At 64.3% G+C, this 18,493-nt stretch carries 16 protein-coding genes and 1 tRNA gene; 10 read left to right on the forward strand and 7 right to left on the reverse strand.

All coding sequences use genetic code 11. From position 1 onward, the window contains the following. The first annotated feature begins 30 nt into the window (after positions 1 to 30). Together AU175_RS10785 and AU175_RS10790 are read left to right on the forward strand one after the other, a co-directional pair. Positions 31 to 1,332, forward strand: a complete 1,302-nt coding sequence (locus AU175_RS10785; RefSeq protein ID WP_066288483.1) for a glucarate dehydratase family protein — start codon at positions 31 to 33, stop codon at positions 1,330 to 1,332. Between the two features lie 56 nt (positions 1,333 to 1,388). Next, a complete protein-coding gene (locus AU175_RS10790) occupies positions 1,389 to 2,381 on the forward strand; it encodes a 2-hydroxyacid dehydrogenase (RefSeq protein ID WP_231938524.1) in 993 nt (330 codons plus the stop codon). On the opposite strand, the gene AU175_RS10795 is transcribed toward AU175_RS10790, so the two are convergent. From AU175_RS10795 to AU175_RS10820, 6 genes are read right to left on the reverse strand one after another with little or no spacing between them, the layout of a single operon-like run. After that, complete coding sequence (locus tag AU175_RS10795) at positions 2,356 to 3,063, reverse strand: sulfite exporter TauE/SafE family protein (protein WP_231938525.1); 708 nt, start codon at positions 3,061 to 3,063, stop codon at positions 2,356 to 2,358. The genes AU175_RS10790 and AU175_RS10795 overlap by 26 nt on opposite strands. Positions 3,064 to 3,083: 20 nt before the next feature. After that, the gene (locus AU175_RS10800) at positions 3,084 to 4,109 is read right to left on the reverse strand and encodes an ABC transporter ATP-binding protein (RefSeq protein WP_066288496.1); all 1,026 of its coding nucleotides are present in this window, start codon (positions 4,107 to 4,109) and stop codon (positions 3,084 to 3,086) included. After that, entirely contained in the window at positions 4,102 to 5,199 is a 1,098-nt protein-coding gene (locus tag AU175_RS10805) for an ABC transporter ATP-binding protein (protein WP_082979114.1), read from the reverse strand. Before AU175_RS10805 ends, AU175_RS10800 begins: the two co-directional genes overlap by 8 nt. Further along, entirely contained in the window at positions 5,196 to 6,191 is a 996-nt protein-coding gene (locus AU175_RS10810) for an ABC transporter permease (protein WP_082979115.1), read from the reverse strand. Before AU175_RS10810 ends, AU175_RS10805 begins: the two co-directional genes overlap by 4 nt. An 8-nt stretch (positions 6,192 to 6,199) precedes the next feature. Continuing rightward, complete coding sequence (locus AU175_RS10815) at positions 6,200 to 7,129, reverse strand: ABC transporter permease (protein WP_066288499.1); 930 nt, start codon at positions 7,127 to 7,129, stop codon at positions 6,200 to 6,202. A gap of 28 nt (positions 7,130 to 7,157) precedes the next feature. Continuing rightward, positions 7,158 to 8,717, reverse strand: a complete 1,560-nt coding sequence (locus AU175_RS10820; protein WP_066288504.1) for an ABC transporter substrate-binding protein — start codon at positions 8,715 to 8,717, stop codon at positions 7,158 to 7,160. 309 nt (positions 8,718 to 9,026) lie between these two features. Between AU175_RS10820 and AU175_RS10825 the strand changes: the two genes are divergently transcribed. Then, a complete protein-coding gene (locus AU175_RS10825; protein WP_066288505.1) occupies positions 9,027 to 9,977 on the forward strand; it encodes a 2-hydroxyacid dehydrogenase in 951 nt (316 codons plus the stop codon). Beyond that, the gene (locus AU175_RS10830) at positions 9,974 to 10,366 is read left to right on the forward strand and encodes a universal stress protein (RefSeq protein ID WP_066288506.1); all 393 of its coding nucleotides are present in this window, start codon (positions 9,974 to 9,976) and stop codon (positions 10,364 to 10,366) included. The genes AU175_RS10825 and AU175_RS10830 overlap by 4 nt, the downstream gene beginning before the upstream one ends. A 163-nt stretch (positions 10,367 to 10,529) precedes the next feature. On the opposite strand, the gene AU175_RS10835 is transcribed toward AU175_RS10830, so the two are convergent. Then, positions 10,530 to 10,612 (reverse strand) — tRNA-Leu (locus AU175_RS10835). Positions 10,613 to 10,988: 376 nt separating this feature from the next. Between AU175_RS10835 and AU175_RS10840 the strand changes: the two genes are divergently transcribed. From AU175_RS10840 to AU175_RS10865, 6 genes are read left to right on the forward strand one after another with little or no spacing between them, the layout of a single operon-like run. Further along, on the forward strand, positions 10,989 to 11,732 hold the full coding sequence (locus AU175_RS10840) for an FhaA domain-containing protein (RefSeq protein WP_066288511.1): 744 nt from the start codon (positions 10,989 to 10,991) through the stop codon (positions 11,730 to 11,732). Next, the gene (locus AU175_RS10845) at positions 11,729 to 12,211 is read left to right on the forward strand and encodes an FHA domain-containing protein FhaB/FipA (protein WP_066288513.1); all 483 of its coding nucleotides are present in this window, start codon (positions 11,729 to 11,731) and stop codon (positions 12,209 to 12,211) included. The genes AU175_RS10840 and AU175_RS10845 overlap by 4 nt, the downstream gene beginning before the upstream one ends. Positions 12,212 to 12,213: 2 nt before the next feature. Next, entirely contained in the window at positions 12,214 to 13,950 is a 1,737-nt protein-coding gene (locus AU175_RS10850) for a PP2C family protein-serine/threonine phosphatase (protein ID WP_066288516.1), read from the forward strand. Continuing rightward, on the forward strand, positions 13,947 to 15,344 hold the full coding sequence (locus AU175_RS10855) for an FtsW/RodA/SpoVE family cell cycle protein (protein ID WP_066288518.1): 1,398 nt from the start codon (positions 13,947 to 13,949) through the stop codon (positions 15,342 to 15,344). Before AU175_RS10850 ends, AU175_RS10855 begins: the two co-directional genes overlap by 4 nt. Next, positions 15,341 to 16,795, forward strand: a complete 1,455-nt coding sequence (locus AU175_RS10860; protein ID WP_066288521.1) for a peptidoglycan D,D-transpeptidase FtsI family protein — start codon at positions 15,341 to 15,343, stop codon at positions 16,793 to 16,795. Before AU175_RS10855 ends, AU175_RS10860 begins: the two co-directional genes overlap by 4 nt. Further along, positions 16,792 to 18,492, forward strand: coding sequence for a protein kinase domain-containing protein (locus AU175_RS10865; protein WP_066288524.1), 1,701 nt, complete (start codon positions 16,792 to 16,794; stop codon positions 18,490 to 18,492). Before AU175_RS10860 ends, AU175_RS10865 begins: the two co-directional genes overlap by 4 nt. The last annotated feature ends 1 nt before the right edge of the window (position 18,493 follow it).

Raw genomic sequence — 18,493 nt, forward strand, 5'->3', positions numbered from 1 at the left:
CACCCGCGCCACACCAAGGAGCCCAGCGACGTGAACCAGGCCTACCACCCGGCACACCATCTCAACCAGGTCAGAATTACGGACGTTAGCATCACGCCGGTTGCTTTCAAGGACCCGCCGCTGCTGAACACCGTGGGTGTTCATGAACCGTTCGCCCTGCGCGCCATCGTCGAGGTGCACACAGACTCCGGTGTCACCGGGTTGGGCGAAACTTACGGCGACGCCGGCCACATCGCGCGGCTTGAGCTGGCGGCGCGCGCACTGCCCGGTGCGGATGTCTTCAACATCAACGAGCTGCGCAGCCGGATAGCCATCTCCCTGCAGCAGGACACCATCCAGGGTGGCCACGGCATGAGCGGGATGGTCATCGGATCCAGCACCACTGACCGGGTCCTTTCCGCGTTCGACGTCGCCGCCCTGGACATCCAGGGAAGGCTCCTGGGCCGTCCTGTGAGTGACCTTCTCGGCGGCGCCGTCAGGGACTCCGTGCAGTTCAGCGGCTATCTGTTCTACAAGTGGGCCGGCCACCCCGGCCACCAGGATGACGCCTGGGGCGCTGCCCTGGACCCGGCAGGGATTGTCCGACAGGCGCGGAAGATGGTGGACCAATACGGCTTCGCGGCACTCAAGCTCAAGGCAGGGGTGTTCCCTCCTGAGGAAGAGGTGGCGGCCATCAAAGCCCTTTCCACGGAATTCCCTGGTATGCCGCTGCGCATCGACCCCAATGCCGCCTGGAGCGTGGATACCTCCATCCGAGTGGGTAAGGACCTGGACGGCGTCCTGGAGTACCTGGAGGACCCGACGCCCGGCATCGAGGGAATGGCAGCCGTCCGCCGTGAGGTACGGATGCCGCTGGCCACCAACATGTGCGTGGTCAGCTTTGCCGACGTTGCCCCCGCTGTGGCCGCCGGCGCCGTCGACGTCATTCTCTCGGACCACCACTTCTGGGGCGGCCTGCGCCGTACCCAGTTCCTGGCGGGCATCACCGAAACCTTTGGCCTGGGCCTGTCCATGCACTCCAATTCCCATTTGGGCATCAGCCTGTCTGCCATGGTCCACCTCGCAGCCGCCACACCCAATCTCGACTACGCCTGCGACACACACTGGCCGTGGAAGGACCCGGCAGAAGACGTCATCGTCCCGGGACTGTTCAATTTCGAAGGCGGCGCCGTCAAAGTCCCCACCGGTCCTGGGCTGGGGATCGAACTGGACCGTGACGCCCTGGCGCGCCTCCACCGCCAGTACCTCGACTGTGGACTGAGGAGCCGGGATGACACGGGGTACATGAAACGCCTGCACCCCTCCTATGAACTACAGAGCCCGCGCTGGTGAGGGCCTCCACGGCTTCGCGCCGCCGTTCAGATTCCCACCAGGAGCCACTAAGGATCGTGGTCACCGACCCCATTATCAGCCGTTTCGAGAACCGCTTGAAGCACGACGGCGGCGCCCACCATTGGGACATGGCAGCGGGTTGGACTCCTGAACGCCAGTTGGAGGCGCTTGCGGGTGCCGACGTCGTCGTCTGCTCTTCCCTCAACCCCGTGCAGGCGGCCGCCGCCGGCCAGCTCCGGCTGGTGCACGTCACCGGTGCCGGCTACGACAAAATATCGTTCCCGGAGGTGGCGCCGGCGGCCGCAGTCGCCAACACGTTCCACCATGCGCGTCCCATCGCCGAACACGTCCTGATGGTCACCCTGATTCTCTCCCGGAACGTCATCGCCGCCGACCAATCCGTCAGGCTCGGGCAGTGGCGGACCATCGCCACGGACGGTGGTGTGCCCTTCCATCCCTCGCTTGGCGACCTGACGATGGGGCTGGTGGGATTCGGTTCAATCGGAACAGAGGTGGCACGCATGGCCGGGCAGCTGGGAATGAAAGTCCGTGCTGTCCGCCGGAACCCCTCCGCTCCCCTTCCCAACGGCATCAAACTCGACTGGGTGGGCGGGAACGACGAGCTACCCCTACTCTTGGCAGCGTCCGACGTTGTTGTAGTCACCGTTCCGCTGGATTCCTCGACAAAGGGCCTCATAGGGGCTGCTGAATTCGCTGCCATGAAGCAGTCGGCGCTCCTTATTAACGTGGCCCGAGGCCCGGTGGTGGATCAGGCTGCGCTGTTTTCCGCCCTCAAAGACCGGCGGATCGCCGGTGCCGGGATCGACGTCTGGTGGGGGTCACCGGCCGACGGCGTTATTCCGCCCGCTGCGCTTCCTTTCGCATCGCTGGACAACACCGTGCTGACGCCGCACCATTCGGGACATGCCCGCATCACCTTCGAGCGCCGGGCTGACGATATCGCGGCCAATATCCGGCGGCTCTCCCAGGGCCTGGAGCTGGTTAATGTGGTGCACAGGACGGTCAGGACGCCATTGCCGCCATCGTGAGTTGGAAGACCAGCAGGGCGCTTCCCAACGCCGAGGCGCCGAGCGCCAACAGCTTCAGGCGTGCGGCGTTGAGGAAGCGGTTCACCATCCTCGACGCCGCATAGCCAGCCACAACGGCGGGCACCATCCACAGCGCGAGCGTCAGCATCTCGGACGTGACGGCACCTGCGAGCCCCAGCGACACCATGGAAATCGAGGAGCCGACCATAAAGAACGCGCTCATGGTGCCCCGAAGCTGCGGTCCGTGGTGCCCCTGCCAGATCAGTGCCATGGGCGGCCCGCCGATGGACGTGGCCGTGCCCATGATCCCCGAGGCCGCCCCCGCGGCGATCAGGTTTACCCTAACCGGTTTCGGCGCCCAGCCCCGGACAGCCAGCACCAGGCCCGTAAAGACCACTATGGCAACGGCCCAGGCCAGACCCTCCTTGGACAGCGCCACCACCAGGAAAGCCCCCACGATGCTCCCGGGGACCCGGCCCACCAGCGCCCATCCTGTGCCCCGCAGGTCCAGGCTTTGGCGCTCCCGTACCGTCACGAGGATGGTGACCAGCAGCGCAAGGAGAATCAGCGTCGCTGGCAGCAGCTCCGGATCCACCATGGCGATCACCGGGGCAGCCAGCATGCCCATGCCGAAACCGGTCGAGGCCTGCAGGCACGCCGCCAGGAAGATCACGCCTGCCATGACGGCATACTCAGCGCCCGTCACCTGGCCGAAGCCGCGGCGCCTGCCAGACCCTTGATGCCGTCCAGTGGAAAGTGGCATTCGGCCACGTGCCGTGTGCCGTCTGCCGCTGCCAGCACCTGCGGTTCAGGTGCCTCTTTGGCGCAGATGTCCTGCGCCTTCCAGCACCGGGTACGGAAGCGGCAGCCCGACGGCGGATCCAGCGGAGAGGGCAGCTCCCCCTTCAGGACAATCCTGTCCCGCTTCACCCCGCTGACGTCCAGCTTCGGGGACGCCGACATCAGGGCCGCGGTATAGGGGTGCCGGGGGTGGTCAAAGACCTCTTCCGTGGCTCCCGTCTCGATGATCCTTCCCAGATACATGACTGCCACCCTGTCCGCCACGTGCCTGACCACCGTCAGGTCATGGGAGATAAAGATGTAGGACACCCCCAGCTCCTTTTGCAGGTCGTTGAGCAGGTTCAGGACCTGCGCCTGCACGGAGAGGTCCAGGGCGGAGACCGGTTCGTCGAGGATGATGACATCAGGGTTCAGGGCCAGGGCACGGGCAATGCCAAGACGCTGCCGCTGGCCGCCGGAGAACTCCTGCGGCGATTTGCGGGCGTCTGAGGGACGAAGTCCCACCATGTGGAGCAATTCGCGAACCCTGGCCTCGCGTTCCTTCGATGAGGGGTAGAGGCTCCGGTGGGTGGCCCACGGCTCGGACACGATGTCGCCGGCGCTCATTCGGGCGTTCAAGGAGGCAAAGGGGTCCTGGAACACCATCTGGACGCGTCGCCGCCAGTTCAGCAGTTCCTTCCCGCGGAGTCCGAAGGGATTGGTGCCTTCAAAGCTCACAGTCCCTTCGTCCGGCGTCTCAAGCATCATCAGGGTCCTGGCCAGGGTGGATTTTCCACAACCTGACTCACCCACGAGTCCCAGGGTCTCTCCGCTGCCCACGGTCAGGCTGATTCCGTCCAGCGCCCTGAGCTGGGTGTTGCCGCTGGCGCTCTTGGCTACGTGGAACGTCTTGGACAGGCCGTTGATTTTCAGCAGGGGCTCAGACATTGTTCAACTCCTCGCTGAAGTGGCAGGCTGCGGCGCGTGCCGGCCGCGGCTGGGTTTCGGGCTGGATGTCAGACTGGGCCACAGGAGGGCCCACGGGACGCAGCGCGGGACGCTCCGCCCGGCAAATGTCCTGCACCAGCGGGCAGCGGGACTGGTAGACGCAACCGGAAGGGATGTCGTGAAGTTCCGGCGGGCTGCCCGCGATGGACTTCAGCTGGGCTCCGCGTTCCAAATGCGCAGGAACCGACTCCAGCAGGCCTTTGGTGTAAGGGTGGCGGGGATCGGAGAAAACTTCGGAGACGGGACCGCTCTCCACCACATTGCCCGCATACATCACCGCCACTGAATCGGCTTCCTCCGCCACCACGGCCAGGTCATGGGTGATCAGGACCACCGCCATCTGGCCCTCCTCACGGAGTTTGCGGAGCAGCTGCATGATCTGCGCCTGGACTGTCACGTCCAGGGCGGTAGTGGGTTCATCGGCGATCAGGAGCCGCGGATTAAGTGCCACAGCCATGGCGATCAGGATGCGCTGCCGCATCCCCCCGGAAAACTGGTGGGGATACGAATTGATCCTGGATTCCGGCTCCGGAATTCCCACACGCTTCATCAGGTCGATGGCCTCAGCCTTGGCCTGCTTTGCGTTGAGGCGGCGGTGGATCCGGAAAGCCTCCCCCAGCTGGGTGCCCACGGTGTAGACGGGGTTCAGGGCTGTGAGTGCGTCCTGGAAGACGATGCCCAATTCGGGTCCGGCAAACTTCAACCGCTCCTTGGGCGTCAGCACGGCGAGGTCCGTTCCATTCAGGATGATCTGTCCCTCAGCCAGGTCACAGACGGGGTCCATGATTCCGGCCAGGGCCTTGGCTGTCATGGACTTCCCGCAGCCCGATTCACCGAGCAGTGCGAGGGTTTCGCCTGCACGGGCCTCGAAGGCGACGCTGTTGACCGCGCGCACGGTGCCCCGGTGGGTGCGGATATCCACGGCCAGGTCCTTGACCTGGAGGACAACGTCATGGGCCCTTGCCGGTCCAGGCGGAATGCCTGCGGTGCCGGAGCGTGGGGCGGGAGCTTGTTCTGCAGCTGTTTTCACGGCTTTGCCTCCTTGACTGGAATGCGGGCAATCATCCGCTTGCGTGGCAGGGACAGCCGCCAGCGCTGGGCCGGATCAGTCGCTATCCGCAGCCAGGCAGCCAGGACGTTGGCGGCGATGGTGGTAACAACGATGGCGACGCCGGGAAAGATTGATAGCCACCAGGCGGTCTGCAGGTATTGCCGTCCCTGCGACACCATAAGCCCCCAACTCACGTCAGGCGGTTGGATGCCGATGCCCAGGAAACTCAGGGACGATTCAGCAAGCATGACGTAGCAGAACTCAAGGGTGGCCAGCGTCAGCAGAGTCGGCAACACGACGGGGATGACGTGCCGGCCAATGATTGCGTTGGGCCTGGCGCCAAAGGTCCGGGCCGCGTCCACGAATGTCCTGCTCTGCAGTTCCGCAGACTCGGCTCGCGCGGTGCGGAGATAAATAGGGATGCGGGTGAGGGCCAGGATCAGCACGATGTTGCCGGCACTGGGGCTGAAGACGTAAAGGACAACAACGGCGAGCAGCAAGGAGGGGAAGCTCATAATGACATCGGCGATCCGCATGGACACGTTCTCGCGCCAACCGCGGTGATAGCCCGCCCAGACCCCCCACAAAGAGCCAATCACAAGGGCCACCGCCACGGCCGGCAGGGCCACGGAGAACGTGGTACGGCTGGCCACAACCAACCGGGCCAGCATGCTCCGGCCCAGCGAATCGCTGCCCAGGACGTACTCCCAGCCGTAGGCGAAGCTAAAAGGAGCCTTGTTCGCGAATAGCAGGTTCTGTTTTGTGGCCAGATCACCCATCAGTGCCGGGCCAATCAGGGCGGTCAGGCCGATCAGGACCAGGAGAACCGCGGATACGGTGGCAAAGCGGTCCTTCAGCAGGAGACGAAAGAGACTGAGCTTTCCTTCCCGCTTGTCGTTGTTCTTTCCGGTGCCGGGGTGATCTGCTGATGCCAGCTGATTTGCTGCTGGTTCAGTCAATGGACTGTTCATGGCTACTCCTATGCCCTTGCCGTGACAGGACGCACGCGCGCGTCCAACAGCGCGTAGCCCATATCGATGAGGATATTCAGGGCGAAAATTGCGACGGCGGTGAGCAGCACCGCTGCCTGTAGGACGGCGAAGTCGCGCTGCAGGATGGAATCGATCATCAGCTTTCCGATCCCGGGCCAGCCGAAGATGGTCTCCACCACAACGGCGCCGTTGACCAGGCCAACAGTCAGATCGCCAGCCACGGTGAGGGCCGGGGCAGCGGCGTTCCGGAGCGCGTGATGCGTCACCACCCGCAGCTCGCCTGCCCCGCGGCTGCGGGCCAGCTTGATGTACGGCTCCGACAATGCGGACACCATGGAACCACGGACTATTTGGACCAGCACCCCGAAAGGCCGCAACAGCAACGTCGCAATGGGCAGTACCCAGGCGCTGGCTCCCGACACACCTGATGTCGGAAGCCAGCCCAGGCTAATGGCGAAGACCCAGATGCCCACGATCGCCAGCCAGAAGTCGGGGATCGAAGCGGCCGCCATCGAGACAAAACTTGAGATGCGGTCCGCGATGCCGTTCGGCTTGAGCGCTGCCCAGCATCCCACTACCAGCGCCAGCAGGACGGCCAGAACCATGGTGGTGGCGGCGAGCTGCAAGGTGGCAGGGAACGCGCGCAACGCCATGGCTGCTGCATCCTGTCCGGTGCGCAGGGACTGTCCGAAGTCCAGGCGGAGCACACCGCCAAAGTAGTCGGCCATCTGCACCAGCAGCGGTTGGTCGAAACCGTTGCGTGCGGTGAACTCGTCCCTCATCTGCTGGGTTGCGTTCAGCGGCAGGTACAGGCTGGCGGGGTTTCCCGTCATCCTGGCCAGTGCAAATACACCGACGATTACCACCACCAACGGAAGTGCGCTGGAGAGAATCCGCTTTCTCAAGTAGATCAGCATGGGTGTCCTTCTTCTCCGGAGGTCCGGGCTAGCTGGCCGGGGTCATTTCCGAAACGCGCAGTTCGTCGCCGCTTGAGGAGTTCGGCGTGTAGTTCACGGATTTGGCCTTGCCGATGATCCCGGTCTGGTGGGAGATGTGGGCGAACTGGACAACCTTGTCGTTCTGGTAGGCGAAGATCTCCTCGAAGTCCTTCTTCCGAGCGTCACCCGATGCCGCGTCGGCCTTCTTGATCATGGCGTCAAACTCGGGAGTGCCGAAGTAACTTTGGGCGCCGGTGGACAGCATGTACTGGTCCACCGTGAAGGCTGCATCGCCGGCCTGGTTGCCGTGCTGGGTCATCAGCGCAACCGCGCCTTCGTCTGCTGCGAAGGGCCGGACCTGGTACGTCAGGTGCTGGCTTGTTTCAAGCATCTTCAGCTTGACGTTTAGGCCGGCCTGACTCAGCTGCTCCTGCAGGACCTGTGCCAACTCGGTGATCTTGGGGAACTGTGCGCTGCGGACCACGAGGGAGATCTGGGCAGATGTATCCACGCCGTCTGCCTTGGCCTGGGAAACCAGCTCTTTGGCCTTATCCAGGTCGAAGGCCCAGCCCTTCAGCTCAGGGTTATGCCCCACAATGCCTTCCGGGACCAACTGGGCAGCCACCTGGTGCTTACCCTGGTAGAGGGAGTTGACGATTCCCTCCTTGTCGATGGCAAAGTTGATGGCCTGCCGGACCCGGATGTCGTTCAACGGAGCCTCGTTGGCATCGAGCCGCAGCGCCACAGTTTCATTGTTCGGGTAGTCGATGCCAAGGTCGCCCATGTTGTCGTCCGGGCTCAGGCCCATCGCCACGTCGGCCTCCCCGCTGGTGACCATGGCAGCCCGCACGGAGCTTTCGGAGCGCCACTGGTATTCGGCTTTGGCGTATGCCGGCTTGTCTCCCCAGTAGCCGTCCCAGCTGGCCAGGGAGATCTTTTGGCCCGCGTCCCACTTCTCGATTTTGTAAGGTCCGGTGCCGATTGGTTCGCGGACTTTCTCGGTGGTGCTTGTTGAGGGCGGAACTACTTCCAGGAACGAGAGGCGCAGCGGAAGGATCGGATCAGGTTCGGGCGTTGTGACCGTCAGCGTCGTTGCATCCACGGCTGCAACCACCAGGTCTGCGTCGCCGAAGACGTAGCCTTCAACGTTGCAGCCCAGTTTGGAGTTGACCGCCCTGTCGATGGTGAAAGCTGCGGCTTCAGCATTGAACGGGCTGCCGTCCTGGAACGTAACGCCTTCGCGGAGCTTCAGGGTCCATTCCGTGTCAGAGGTGGCTTCCCATTCGGTGGCGAGCTTGGGTTCGAGTTCGCCTGTCTGGGGGTTTCGCTCGATGAGCGGTTCGGTGACGTTGGAACGCACCACAACACCCGTGGAGGTCAGGTTGGACTCACATGCTTCCAGGGTCGGGGGTTCCTGGCCAAGCACCACGCGAACGGTGCTTGCATTGCCCGGGTCGCCGTCGGAATTGGCCACAGAGCAGCCGCTGAGAGCCAGAAGCCCTGCAGATGCCAGGGCCGGCCATGTGAGCAGGGCGGGATGAAAGGGATGCTTTGAAGAAGACGTCATTGGATTCCTCCGGATCGGATGCTTGCGGCCGGCGGCAACTCCTGGACTGCCAAGCCGGGGCTTGGACAAGGGAGCTGAGGGGCCGCGCTGGACTCAAGCTAGTTGAGCTCCAAATGCTTCACAAGGCTGGCGAATGGTTATAGACGGGGGAAGAGTTGTCCCGCAGAGCCCTGGGCCGATGTGACGGCCACCACGCCGCTCCTAAAACCGCGCCGTTCCGCCGCAGAAGAGGAATCAATGCGCGTCAGGAATCGATCAATGCCAATTGCATGTTGGACGCGTATCAATCCGCAAACCTAGGGTGCAGGTATGAACAACACAACTGTCCTGCAGGTAGGGCCCCTGATGCCCATGGTCCAAGACGCCATCGTTGGCGACTACGGAGCGCTGCGGCTCCCCGATTCGCCGTCCGGTCAAGACGACTTCCTGCTCAGGCACGCAGAGTCTTTCGAGGTGGCGGTGACTTCCGGAAAGGTTGGGGTTGGCACGGACCTGATGCGCGCACTGCCCAACCTTCGCGCAGTGATCAATTTCGGCGTCGGCTATGACACCACCGATTTCTCCCAGGCCGCAGAGCGGGGCATCACCGTCAGCAACACCCCCGACGTCCTCAATGACTGCGTGGCCGATACAGCGATCGCGCTTTACCTCGATGTTCTGCGTAAAACCAGCGCGGCGGACCGGTACGTGCGCCGCGGCGATTGGGTCACTACGGGAAACTTCCCCCTGGCCACCAAGGCCAGCGGCAAGCGAGTGGGCATTCTGGGGCTGGGCCGGATCGGCAAAGCAATTGCGCGGCGGCTTGAAGGCTTTGACTGCATCATCAGCTACCACAGCCGCAACAGGGTCACCGGAGTGAGCTATGAATATGCCGCGTCCCCGGCGGAACTCGCGGCGGGTTGTGATGTGCTGATCGTTGCGGCCGCTGGCGGACCGGAATCCGTCAGGCTCGTGGACGCGGCCGTTATTGAGGCGATCGGCCCCACCGGCTACCTCATCAACATCGCGCGGGGTTCAGTGGTGGATGAAGCTGCACTCGTTGCCGCCCTGCTGAAGGGGCGGCTTGCCGGTGCAGGACTTGATGTCTTCGCCGACGAGCCGAAAGTCCCGGAGGACCTCTTTGCCCTCGACAATGTCGTCCTGCTGCCGCATTTGGGGAGCGGCACGCACGAAACGAGGGCGGACATGGCCGAACTGACCCTTGCAAACCTTCGGTCCTTCCTGGCCACAGGATCCGTCCTGACAGCTGTCGGCGCATGAGCGTCGCGGTTGGCTACGGGTCCAGCAGAGAAGCGCGCGCGGCACTCCAGGCCGCCATCCATGAAGCGGCTCTCAGGGCGACGACGCTCGAGATCATGGGCCCGGACACTGCAGAACAATCTTCGGAAGCAGACCGGCACATGGAAGCCGCGATAGAAGCGGCAGCGGCTCTCGGCGTCAAAGCCAATCTGCGCCCCAATGAGGGCCTTGACCCGGGGGACATCATGATCGATGCGTCCTACGAGGAAGATGTTGAGCTGATCGTCATAGGCGTGCGCCGGCGCTCCCCTGTTGGAAAGCTGTTCTTGGGCAGCACGGCCCAGCGGGTGATCCTGGAGGCAGGGTGTCCTGTCACGGCGGTCAAGGCCGACGTCGGACCCGCCACTTAGAGGCGAAGCCCGCTAGAAAAGGTCCTCGCATCCCAGGCTTGTTCGCGGGACCTAACCCTCAAGGCGAGGATCTGCGAACAAGCCCCTGACGGGCGGGCCCCAGGTGCCGTTGCCTGGACGCAAAAGAGCCCCGGTCCTAAGACCGGGGCTCTTTCCATTTGCGTGCGCGAGGGGGGATTTGAACCCCCACGCCCTTTCGGACACTGGCACCTGAAGCCAGCGCGTCTGCCGTTCCGCCACTCGCGCGCAACTTCTTTTCCATGAATCACGGCCGGCTTCCCGGTTCCGCAACTACGTAAAAGCAGCGAGATCAAGCATAACGGACACCGGCGGCAAAACACCAATCGAGGGCGGCAGCACCATTCGCACGGTCGCCGGCAGCACTTCTCAGCGGAGACGAAGAGGGCCAAAAGGAACCTCGCCTGACCGCCCGCAGACAGCCCGACGCGAACTTTTCGACGGGGCCGGCCGTTGTGAATTAAGGTCATTCACAGGCCCGCCCAGTAGTATCTGATGTAGTAGTGCCTGCCATCGGCCGGCCTGCCGATCCGCAGTGAACTGTATTGCTGGTCGAGTTCCGGAACGACAACTGCCCCGCCACCGGGGGGAAAGGAGAAGGACTATGGGTTTGCTGGACAAGGTCGAGCGCGGCATCGAAAAGGCCGTCCGCGGTGTCTTCTCCACCGGTTCCCGGGCGCAGGTGGAGCCGGTTGAGATCGCAAGCCGGCTTCGACGCGAGGTTGACCACAAGGCCATCACCATCGCCGCAGGCCGGACACTGGCCCCCAACGTTTTCGACGTCCTGCTCAGCGACGACGACTTCAAACGGGCACAGGAGTGGGGCACTCCGCTGGCCGAGGAACTGTGTGATGTGGTCATCAACCACGTCCGGAGCCAGGGCTACACCCTCCAGGGCTCCGTGCGGATCTCATTCCGCCGCTCCGAAGAGCTGCGCGCCGGCGACTTCGAGATCAAATCCTCCACGGAGAAATCGAGTGGATCACCGGCAGGAGCGGCACCCCGCCCGAATCTCCCGGCTGCCCCCAGCCGCCAGCCCACCCGCCTGCAGCCTGTCCTGGACATCGACGGCCAGCGCTACTCCCTCAATGCCGCATCCATCATCCTGGGCAGGTCCTCCGAGGCCGACATCCTGGTTGACGACACCGGCGTTTCCCGCCGCCACCTCGAGATCCGCACGGCGAACGGGGTTACCAGCGCCGTGGACATGGGCTCCACCAACGGCAGCTATGTCAACGGGCACAAGGTCTCCGGCAGCACCGACCTTACCGACGGCTCCACCATCACGATGGGACGGACAAAGATCATCTTCCGCCTGCTTCCCGCCAACACCGGTGGCCGCCCATGAGCGAACTGACCATTACAGCACTGCGTTTCGGTTTCCTGCTCCTGCTCTGGGTGCTGATTTTCAGTATCGTGTCTGCCATGCGCCGGGACCTGATGGTAGGCCGGAAGGCCGCCGCCGGAACACCAACTGCACGCCAGGTCCGGAAGAATCCGGGATTGGCCGAAGCACCGCCGCAGCCCGTCAAGCAGCAGGCCCACCAGCTCGTGGTCACCGAAGGGCCCCTCAAAGGCACCACCATTCCACTGGCAGCCAGCCCCATCCTGCTCGGCCGCGCCCAGGAAGCCACCCTGGTGCTCGAAGACGATTACGCCTCCGGCCGCCACGCCCGGCTTTTCCCGCAGGGCAGCAGATGGTTCATTGAAGACCTGGGCTCCACCAACGGCACCTACCTGGCGGACCAGCAACTTACCCGCGCCCTGCCCGTTGAGCCTGGCGTACCCGTGAGGATCGGCAAGACGGTCATCGAATTGAGGCCATAGCCATGGCCGCCCCGGAATTTCCCGCAGACGAGGCCCAGCCCGCGGAGCGGCCCCTCATCATGCGCTATGCAGCGCGCTCCGATGTTGGCCGTATCCGCGCCAAAAATGACGACTCTGCCTACGTAGGCCGCCACCTGGCAGTGGTTGCCGACGGCATGGGTGGGCATGCCGGCGGTGATGTGGCCTCCGCCGCAACCGTGCTGGACATGCTCCACCTGGACCACGGGGATTACGACGGCGACGCCGGCACCGTTCTCGCAGATGAGATCCAGACGGCCAACTCCCTCCTGTCCGAACTGGTGCATATCAATCCCAAACTCGCGGGCATGGGCACCACTGTCACCGCCCTGCTGTTGGCCGAAGGCAAACTGCACTTCGCCCATATCGGCGACTCCCGCGCCTACCGCCTTCGCGACGGTGTCTTCGAGCAGATCAGCGTCGACCACACGTTTGTGCAGCGGCTCATCGATGAAGGCCGGCTCCGGCCGGAGGAAGCCGAAACACACCCGCACAAAAACGTCCTGATGCGCGTCCTCGGCGATGTTGACGCCAGCCCGGAACTCGACCTCGATGCCCTGGACGTCAAGCCCGGGGAGCGCTGGCTGCTCTGCTCGGACGGTCTGAACTACGTCGCCGGCCACGTGGTGGAGCGGACCGTACGGGAGACGAAGGACCTGCGGGAGTGCGTCGAAACGCTTGTTGACCTGACCCTGGAAGCCGGCTCGCCTGACAACGTCACCGTGGTGATGGTCGAAATAGCGGAGGAAACGCGCGACGACGTCAGCACCGCCGCGGTCGAAATCATCCCGGGCTCGCCGGTCACCGCAGTCGTCGCGTCCGGCGAGTCAGTTGGTCCCCCCGCGCAGCAGCCTGCCGCAGCCGTGCCCGCGGCCGAATCAGAGGCAGCGGCAGCGGCACCCCCCGCGAAAAAAACTGACGCGGGAAAGGCTGGCGCCGAAAAAACGGGCGACAGCAATACGGACGACAACAAGACCGACTCTGAACAGGCCGGTCAGGACGAAACGGCCGACTCCACCGACCCGCACCTCGGCGAACACCTCTCCGCCGAAGTCCTTAGGGAGGAGCTGGCATCCCGCCCGCACGAACTCGTCGGTGCCGCAGCCTCCGCGGCCAAGTCCGGCTCCATTCCGACCATCGCAGGCCGCACCGTGGCCCGGCGCGCCGCCACGGTCCTTACGCACAAGGCAGACCAGCCGAACCTCGAAGCGGATGATTCCCTGCTCCCGCCGGCGCCGCGCCGGTGGGTCACCTGGTCCATCGCGGCCTCCGTCCTGGTGGTCCTTACGGTAGGGCTCTGGCTCGGTTACGCGTGGACACAGACGCGCTACTACATCGGAGAATATGATTCCCGGGTCGCCATCTACAACGGCGTTTCCCAGCGTCTGGGCCCCATCCAGCTTTCCAGCCTTGAAACGGTGACCGAAATCCGCATGGACGCGCTCCCGCCGTTCTCGCAGCAGCGGGTCCGGCAGACGGTTCCGGCGCGTGACCTCTACGATGCCCAGCGGATCGTCAAGAACCTGGAACAAACGGGCACCACTTCCCCGGCCAACGAGTGCGTGACACCGTCGCCGTCTCCTGCAGCGACAACCCCGGCTGCGACGCCACCAACTGACGCGGCCGCGGCGCCTGCACCCGCTCCATCGGATCCGGCCGCGGCCCCCACGCCGTCGTCGCCCACACCAAGTCCCACCGTCACCTGCGAGGGGGCCCCATGAGCCAGCTAAGCTCCACACCCAAACCCCGGCGGAACATCGAACTGCTGTTGCTGCTGCTTGCCCTGGCGGTAGGCATCGGGGCCAACATGCTGGTCGGCGTGGACCAGGAAAAGGCCTTTGACACTGACTTCTGGTTCCAGTCGAGCCTGCTTGCACTTGCGGCCCTCGCTTTCCACGCCGTCCTGCGCATCCGGGCGAAGTATGCTGATCCGGTAATACTTCCGCTCGTCGTGGCGCTCAACGGCCTGGGCCTCGCCATGATCCACCGGCTGGACGCGCCCGGCGACGACACCGGCAACAACCAGCTCCGCTGGACCCTGATCGCCATGGCTGTGGCCATCGCGGTCATCTGGTTCCTCAAGGACCACAGGATCCTGCGTCGCTTCACCTATATTTCCCTGGCTGCCAGTGCCGTCCTGCTGGTCCTCCCGCTGATACCGGGCATTTCGGCCGGTGAAATCCTGGGCGCCCGTGTCTGGATCCGGCTCGGCCCCATGACATTCCAGCCGGGTGAAGTCGCCAAGATCACCCTGGCTATATTCTTTGCCGGGTATCTCTCGTCCAACAGGGACCTCATCCTCCTGGCAGGCCGGAAGATCGGTCCGCTGCAGTTCCCACGGTTCAAGGACATGGGCCCTATGATCACGGCCTGGCTGGTCAGCATCGGCGTGCTGATCTTCCAGCGGGACCTTGGTTCCTCAGTCCTGTTCTTCGGGCTGTTCATCGTGATGATCTATGTGGCCACCAGCCGGATCAGCTGGGTAGTTATCGGCGTGGCGCTCATCCTGGGTGGCGGCTTTGTGGCCTCCCGGGTCTTCTCCCACGTGGGCCTGCGCATCGATGGCTGGCTCAACGCCTTCACTGACGAGGTTTACGGCCGCCAGTTCGGCGGCAGCTTCCAGATCGTGGAGGGCCTGTTCGGCATGGCCAACGGCGGACTGGTGGGGACAGGACTCGGACAGGGCCGGCCCAACCTGGTGCCCTTTTCCAACAGCGACATGATCATCGCCTCGTTCGGCGAAGAACTGGGACTCATCGGGCTGTTCGCCATCGTCATGATGTTCCTGTTGCTCTTCACACGCGGTTTCCGGGCCGCCCTCGGCACCCGCGACGCGTTCGGCAAGCTCCTGGCCTGCGGACTGTCCTTTGCCATCGCACTCCAGTGCTTTGTCGTGATTGGGGGCGTCACGAGGCTCATTCCACTGACCGGCCTGACCACGCCCTTCCTGGCAGCCGGCGGTTCGTCGCTGCTCGCCAACTGGATCATCGTCGGCCTGCTGTTGATGATTTCGCACACAGCCAGGGGTCCGGTGGACACCACCCCGATGCCTCCTGCAAAGGGCGCGGAATTCAAGGGCATTGACACACCAACCGAGGCGGTGAAGCACCTGTGAACCAGGCCATACGAAACTCATGGGTCGCAGCGATCGCCATGTTCGCGCTGATTTTCGGCGCCCTCAGCTACGTGCAGGTGTTGGGCGCGGACGAGCTCAAGGCCAACGCATGGAACAAGCGCGCCATCCTGCAGGACTATTGCAACGACCGGGGCGCCATCATTGTGGCCGGCACCCCCATAGCCGAATCCGTCGAAGGTTCAGACACGTGCAAGTTCCAGCGGACCTACTCCCAGCCGGAGCTCTACGCTGGCATCACGGGCTACTTCTCGCAGAACTACGGCGCCGCAGGCCTGGAAGTGGCCATGAATGACCAGCTGGCCGGCAGCTCCGACCAGCAGTTCCTGGACCGGATAGGCCAGTTGTTCCTCGGCAACCAGCCCAAGGGCGCGTCGGTGGAACTCACCATCGATCCACAGATCCAGCAGCTCGCCTACGATCTCATTCCGGACGGGCAGCGCGGCTCCATCGTGGTGACCAATCCCAAGACGGGCGCCATCCTGGCCATGGTGTCGAAGCCCTCCTACGACCCCAATCTCATCGCCACCCAGGACCCTACGGCCGAGAGCACGAACATCAACGAGCTCGTGAAGGTCCCCGGTATCAACCTGAACCAGTCGGTCAGCGGCCCAACCGGGGAGCTCCTCGCCCCCGGCTCCGTGTTCAAGCTCGTTGACACCGCGGCGGCCCTGAGTTCGGGCAAGTACAACAAGGACAGCCAACTCCCCAACCCGGCAGAGATGCCTTTTACCGGAATCCAGTACAAGCTCCCCAACTACGCCGGTGGCAACTGCTACACCAGGGACACGGCCAGCTTCGCATTCGCCCTGCAGCAGTCCTGCAATACGCCCTTCGCCAGCATCGCCCTGGACCTGGGACGCGATGCCATCGCGGATCAGGCGAAGAAATTCGGCTTTGGTGAAAACCTGGGAGACCAGCTGAAGCTCGAATACGCCGTGCAGGGCTTCCCGGATGACCTGGACGAACCGGGGCTGGCACAGTCCGCGATCGGCCAGAAGGATGTGCGGGCCACTCCGCTTCAAATTGCCCTGATGACGGCAGCCATTGCCAATGACGGCGTCCAGATGAGCCCCAGCCTGGTCAAGACGCTCCGCTCACCGGACCTCCGCGTCCTCGATGAGCCTGAGCCCACTGCCCTCCGCACGTCCACGACGCCGGAGATCGCCAACCAAATCACTGAATGGATGACCAGTGCGGTGAGCGAGGGCATTGCCCGCGGCGCCGCCGTCCCCGGCGTCCAGGTGGCCGGCAAGACGGGTACTGCAGAACTGGGCAACGGCCTGAACAACTCATGGTTCACGGGCTTTGCCCCCGCGAACAACCCGCAGGTGGGTGTCACGATCGTCATGGAAGGCGTAGACATCACCACCGGCGCACAGCTAACCAGTCCGAACGCGAAGAAGATTTTTGAGGCGGTGTTGAATAAGTGAGGCCTACAACAGGAATCACCCTCGGCGGCAGATTCCAGCTGACCACGCGGATTGCGATCGGCGGCATGGGAGAGGTCTGGAAGGCAAAGGACCAGGTCCTGGGCCGCATCGTCGCTATCAAGGTGCTCAAGGAGGAATACACCGGCGACCCCGGCTTCCTCCAAAGGTTCCGCGCCGAGGCCCGCCACACCGCGCTCCTGAACCACGTGGGCATCGCCAACGTCTTTGACTACGGCGAGGAGGAGGGCTCCGCCTACCTGGTGATGGAACTCGTCCCCGGCCAGCCGCTGAGCAGCATCATCGAGCACGAGCAGGTACTGTCCCCGGACCGGACCCTTTCCATGATCGCGCAGACCGCGCGGGCGCTGTCCGTTGCCCACGCCCAGGGGCTGGTCCACCGCGACATCAAGCCGGGCAACCTGCTGATCACCCCCGACGGCCGGGTCAAGGTCACCGACTTCGGCATCGCCCGCCTGGCGGACCAGGTGCCGCTGACCCAGACGGGGCAGGTGATGGGAACGGCCCAGTACCTTGCCCCGGAGCAGGCAACCGGCCAGACGGCCACCGGCGTCTCGGACATCTACTCCCTCGGCGTGATCGGCTACGAATGCCTCACCGGGCACCGGCCTTTCTCCGGTGAATCCCAAATCGCCATCGCCCTGGCACAGGTCAACGATGCCCCGCCGCCCCTGCCAGAATCACTTCCCAAGCCTGTCCGCGCGCTCCTGATGTCCATGCTGGCCAAGGATCCCAAGAACCGGCCAGCCAACGCCATCAAGCTGTCGGAGGCCGCCGAGGCCATCCGCAACGGCGACATCAACGCCGCGCACGCCGCCGTACCCGGAATGCTGCTGTTCGAAGCTGCCACCGGTCCGATCACGGCCCCGGTCAATGTCGCCACAGCGCCCACTGGCATCATCAGCGGGCAAACGGACAGCTCCACCGCCTCCACATCGGCGCTGCCGGTCCTCGGCGCCGGTGCCGCGGGCGCGGCAGCCGGGGTTGCCGGCGGCGCTGCGGCCGCCGACGGCGGCACTGGAGCCGCGAGTACGCTGTCCCGGGCCGATGCCCTGGCCGCGGAACGCACCTGGGTCCACGAAGAGGAAGCGTACGACGACGAGCCGGCCGATGAGCCCGAACGCCGGGGCCGGAGTCCCTGGACTTGGCCGCTTATCGCCTTGATCCTGCTGGTGCTGTTCGCCCTGATTGGCTTCTTCCTCACCCAGCAGGGAATTCTGTTCCCCTCGAGCAACCCCACCAGCTCCGCGCCCAGCAGCCCGGCTGCCACCAGCGCCAGTCCGACAACCACCTCCGCGTCGCCCACCGCCACCAGGACCACGCCACCCCCTACGCCAACACCGACACCGACGCCTGAAACGGTCAACATCATTTCCACGGCGTACTTGGGCAAGGATTACCGCCAGGTCCAGTCATCCCTGGAGCAGTTGGGGCTCTCCGTTACGGTCCTGCCCCAACAGAGTGCCGAGGCTCCAGGCACCGTGCTGCAAGTCAACCCCACGGGAACCGTCCCCAAGGGAACACTGGTGACAGTCATCTATGCAGTCCCCATGCCGGCGCCAACCACAACCGCACCGCCGGCATCTCCAACCAGTCCGCCAGCCACGACAGACTCAGATTCGCTGCCCGACTGCACGACTGGCCAGCTGCCGGGCGTACCCCCCACCTGCAAGCCGTAGC

Origin of the sequence: Arthrobacter sp. B6, from assembly GCF_001663775.1 — a bacterium.
Taxonomy (GTDB): Bacteria; Actinomycetota; Actinomycetes; order Actinomycetales; family Micrococcaceae; genus Arthrobacter.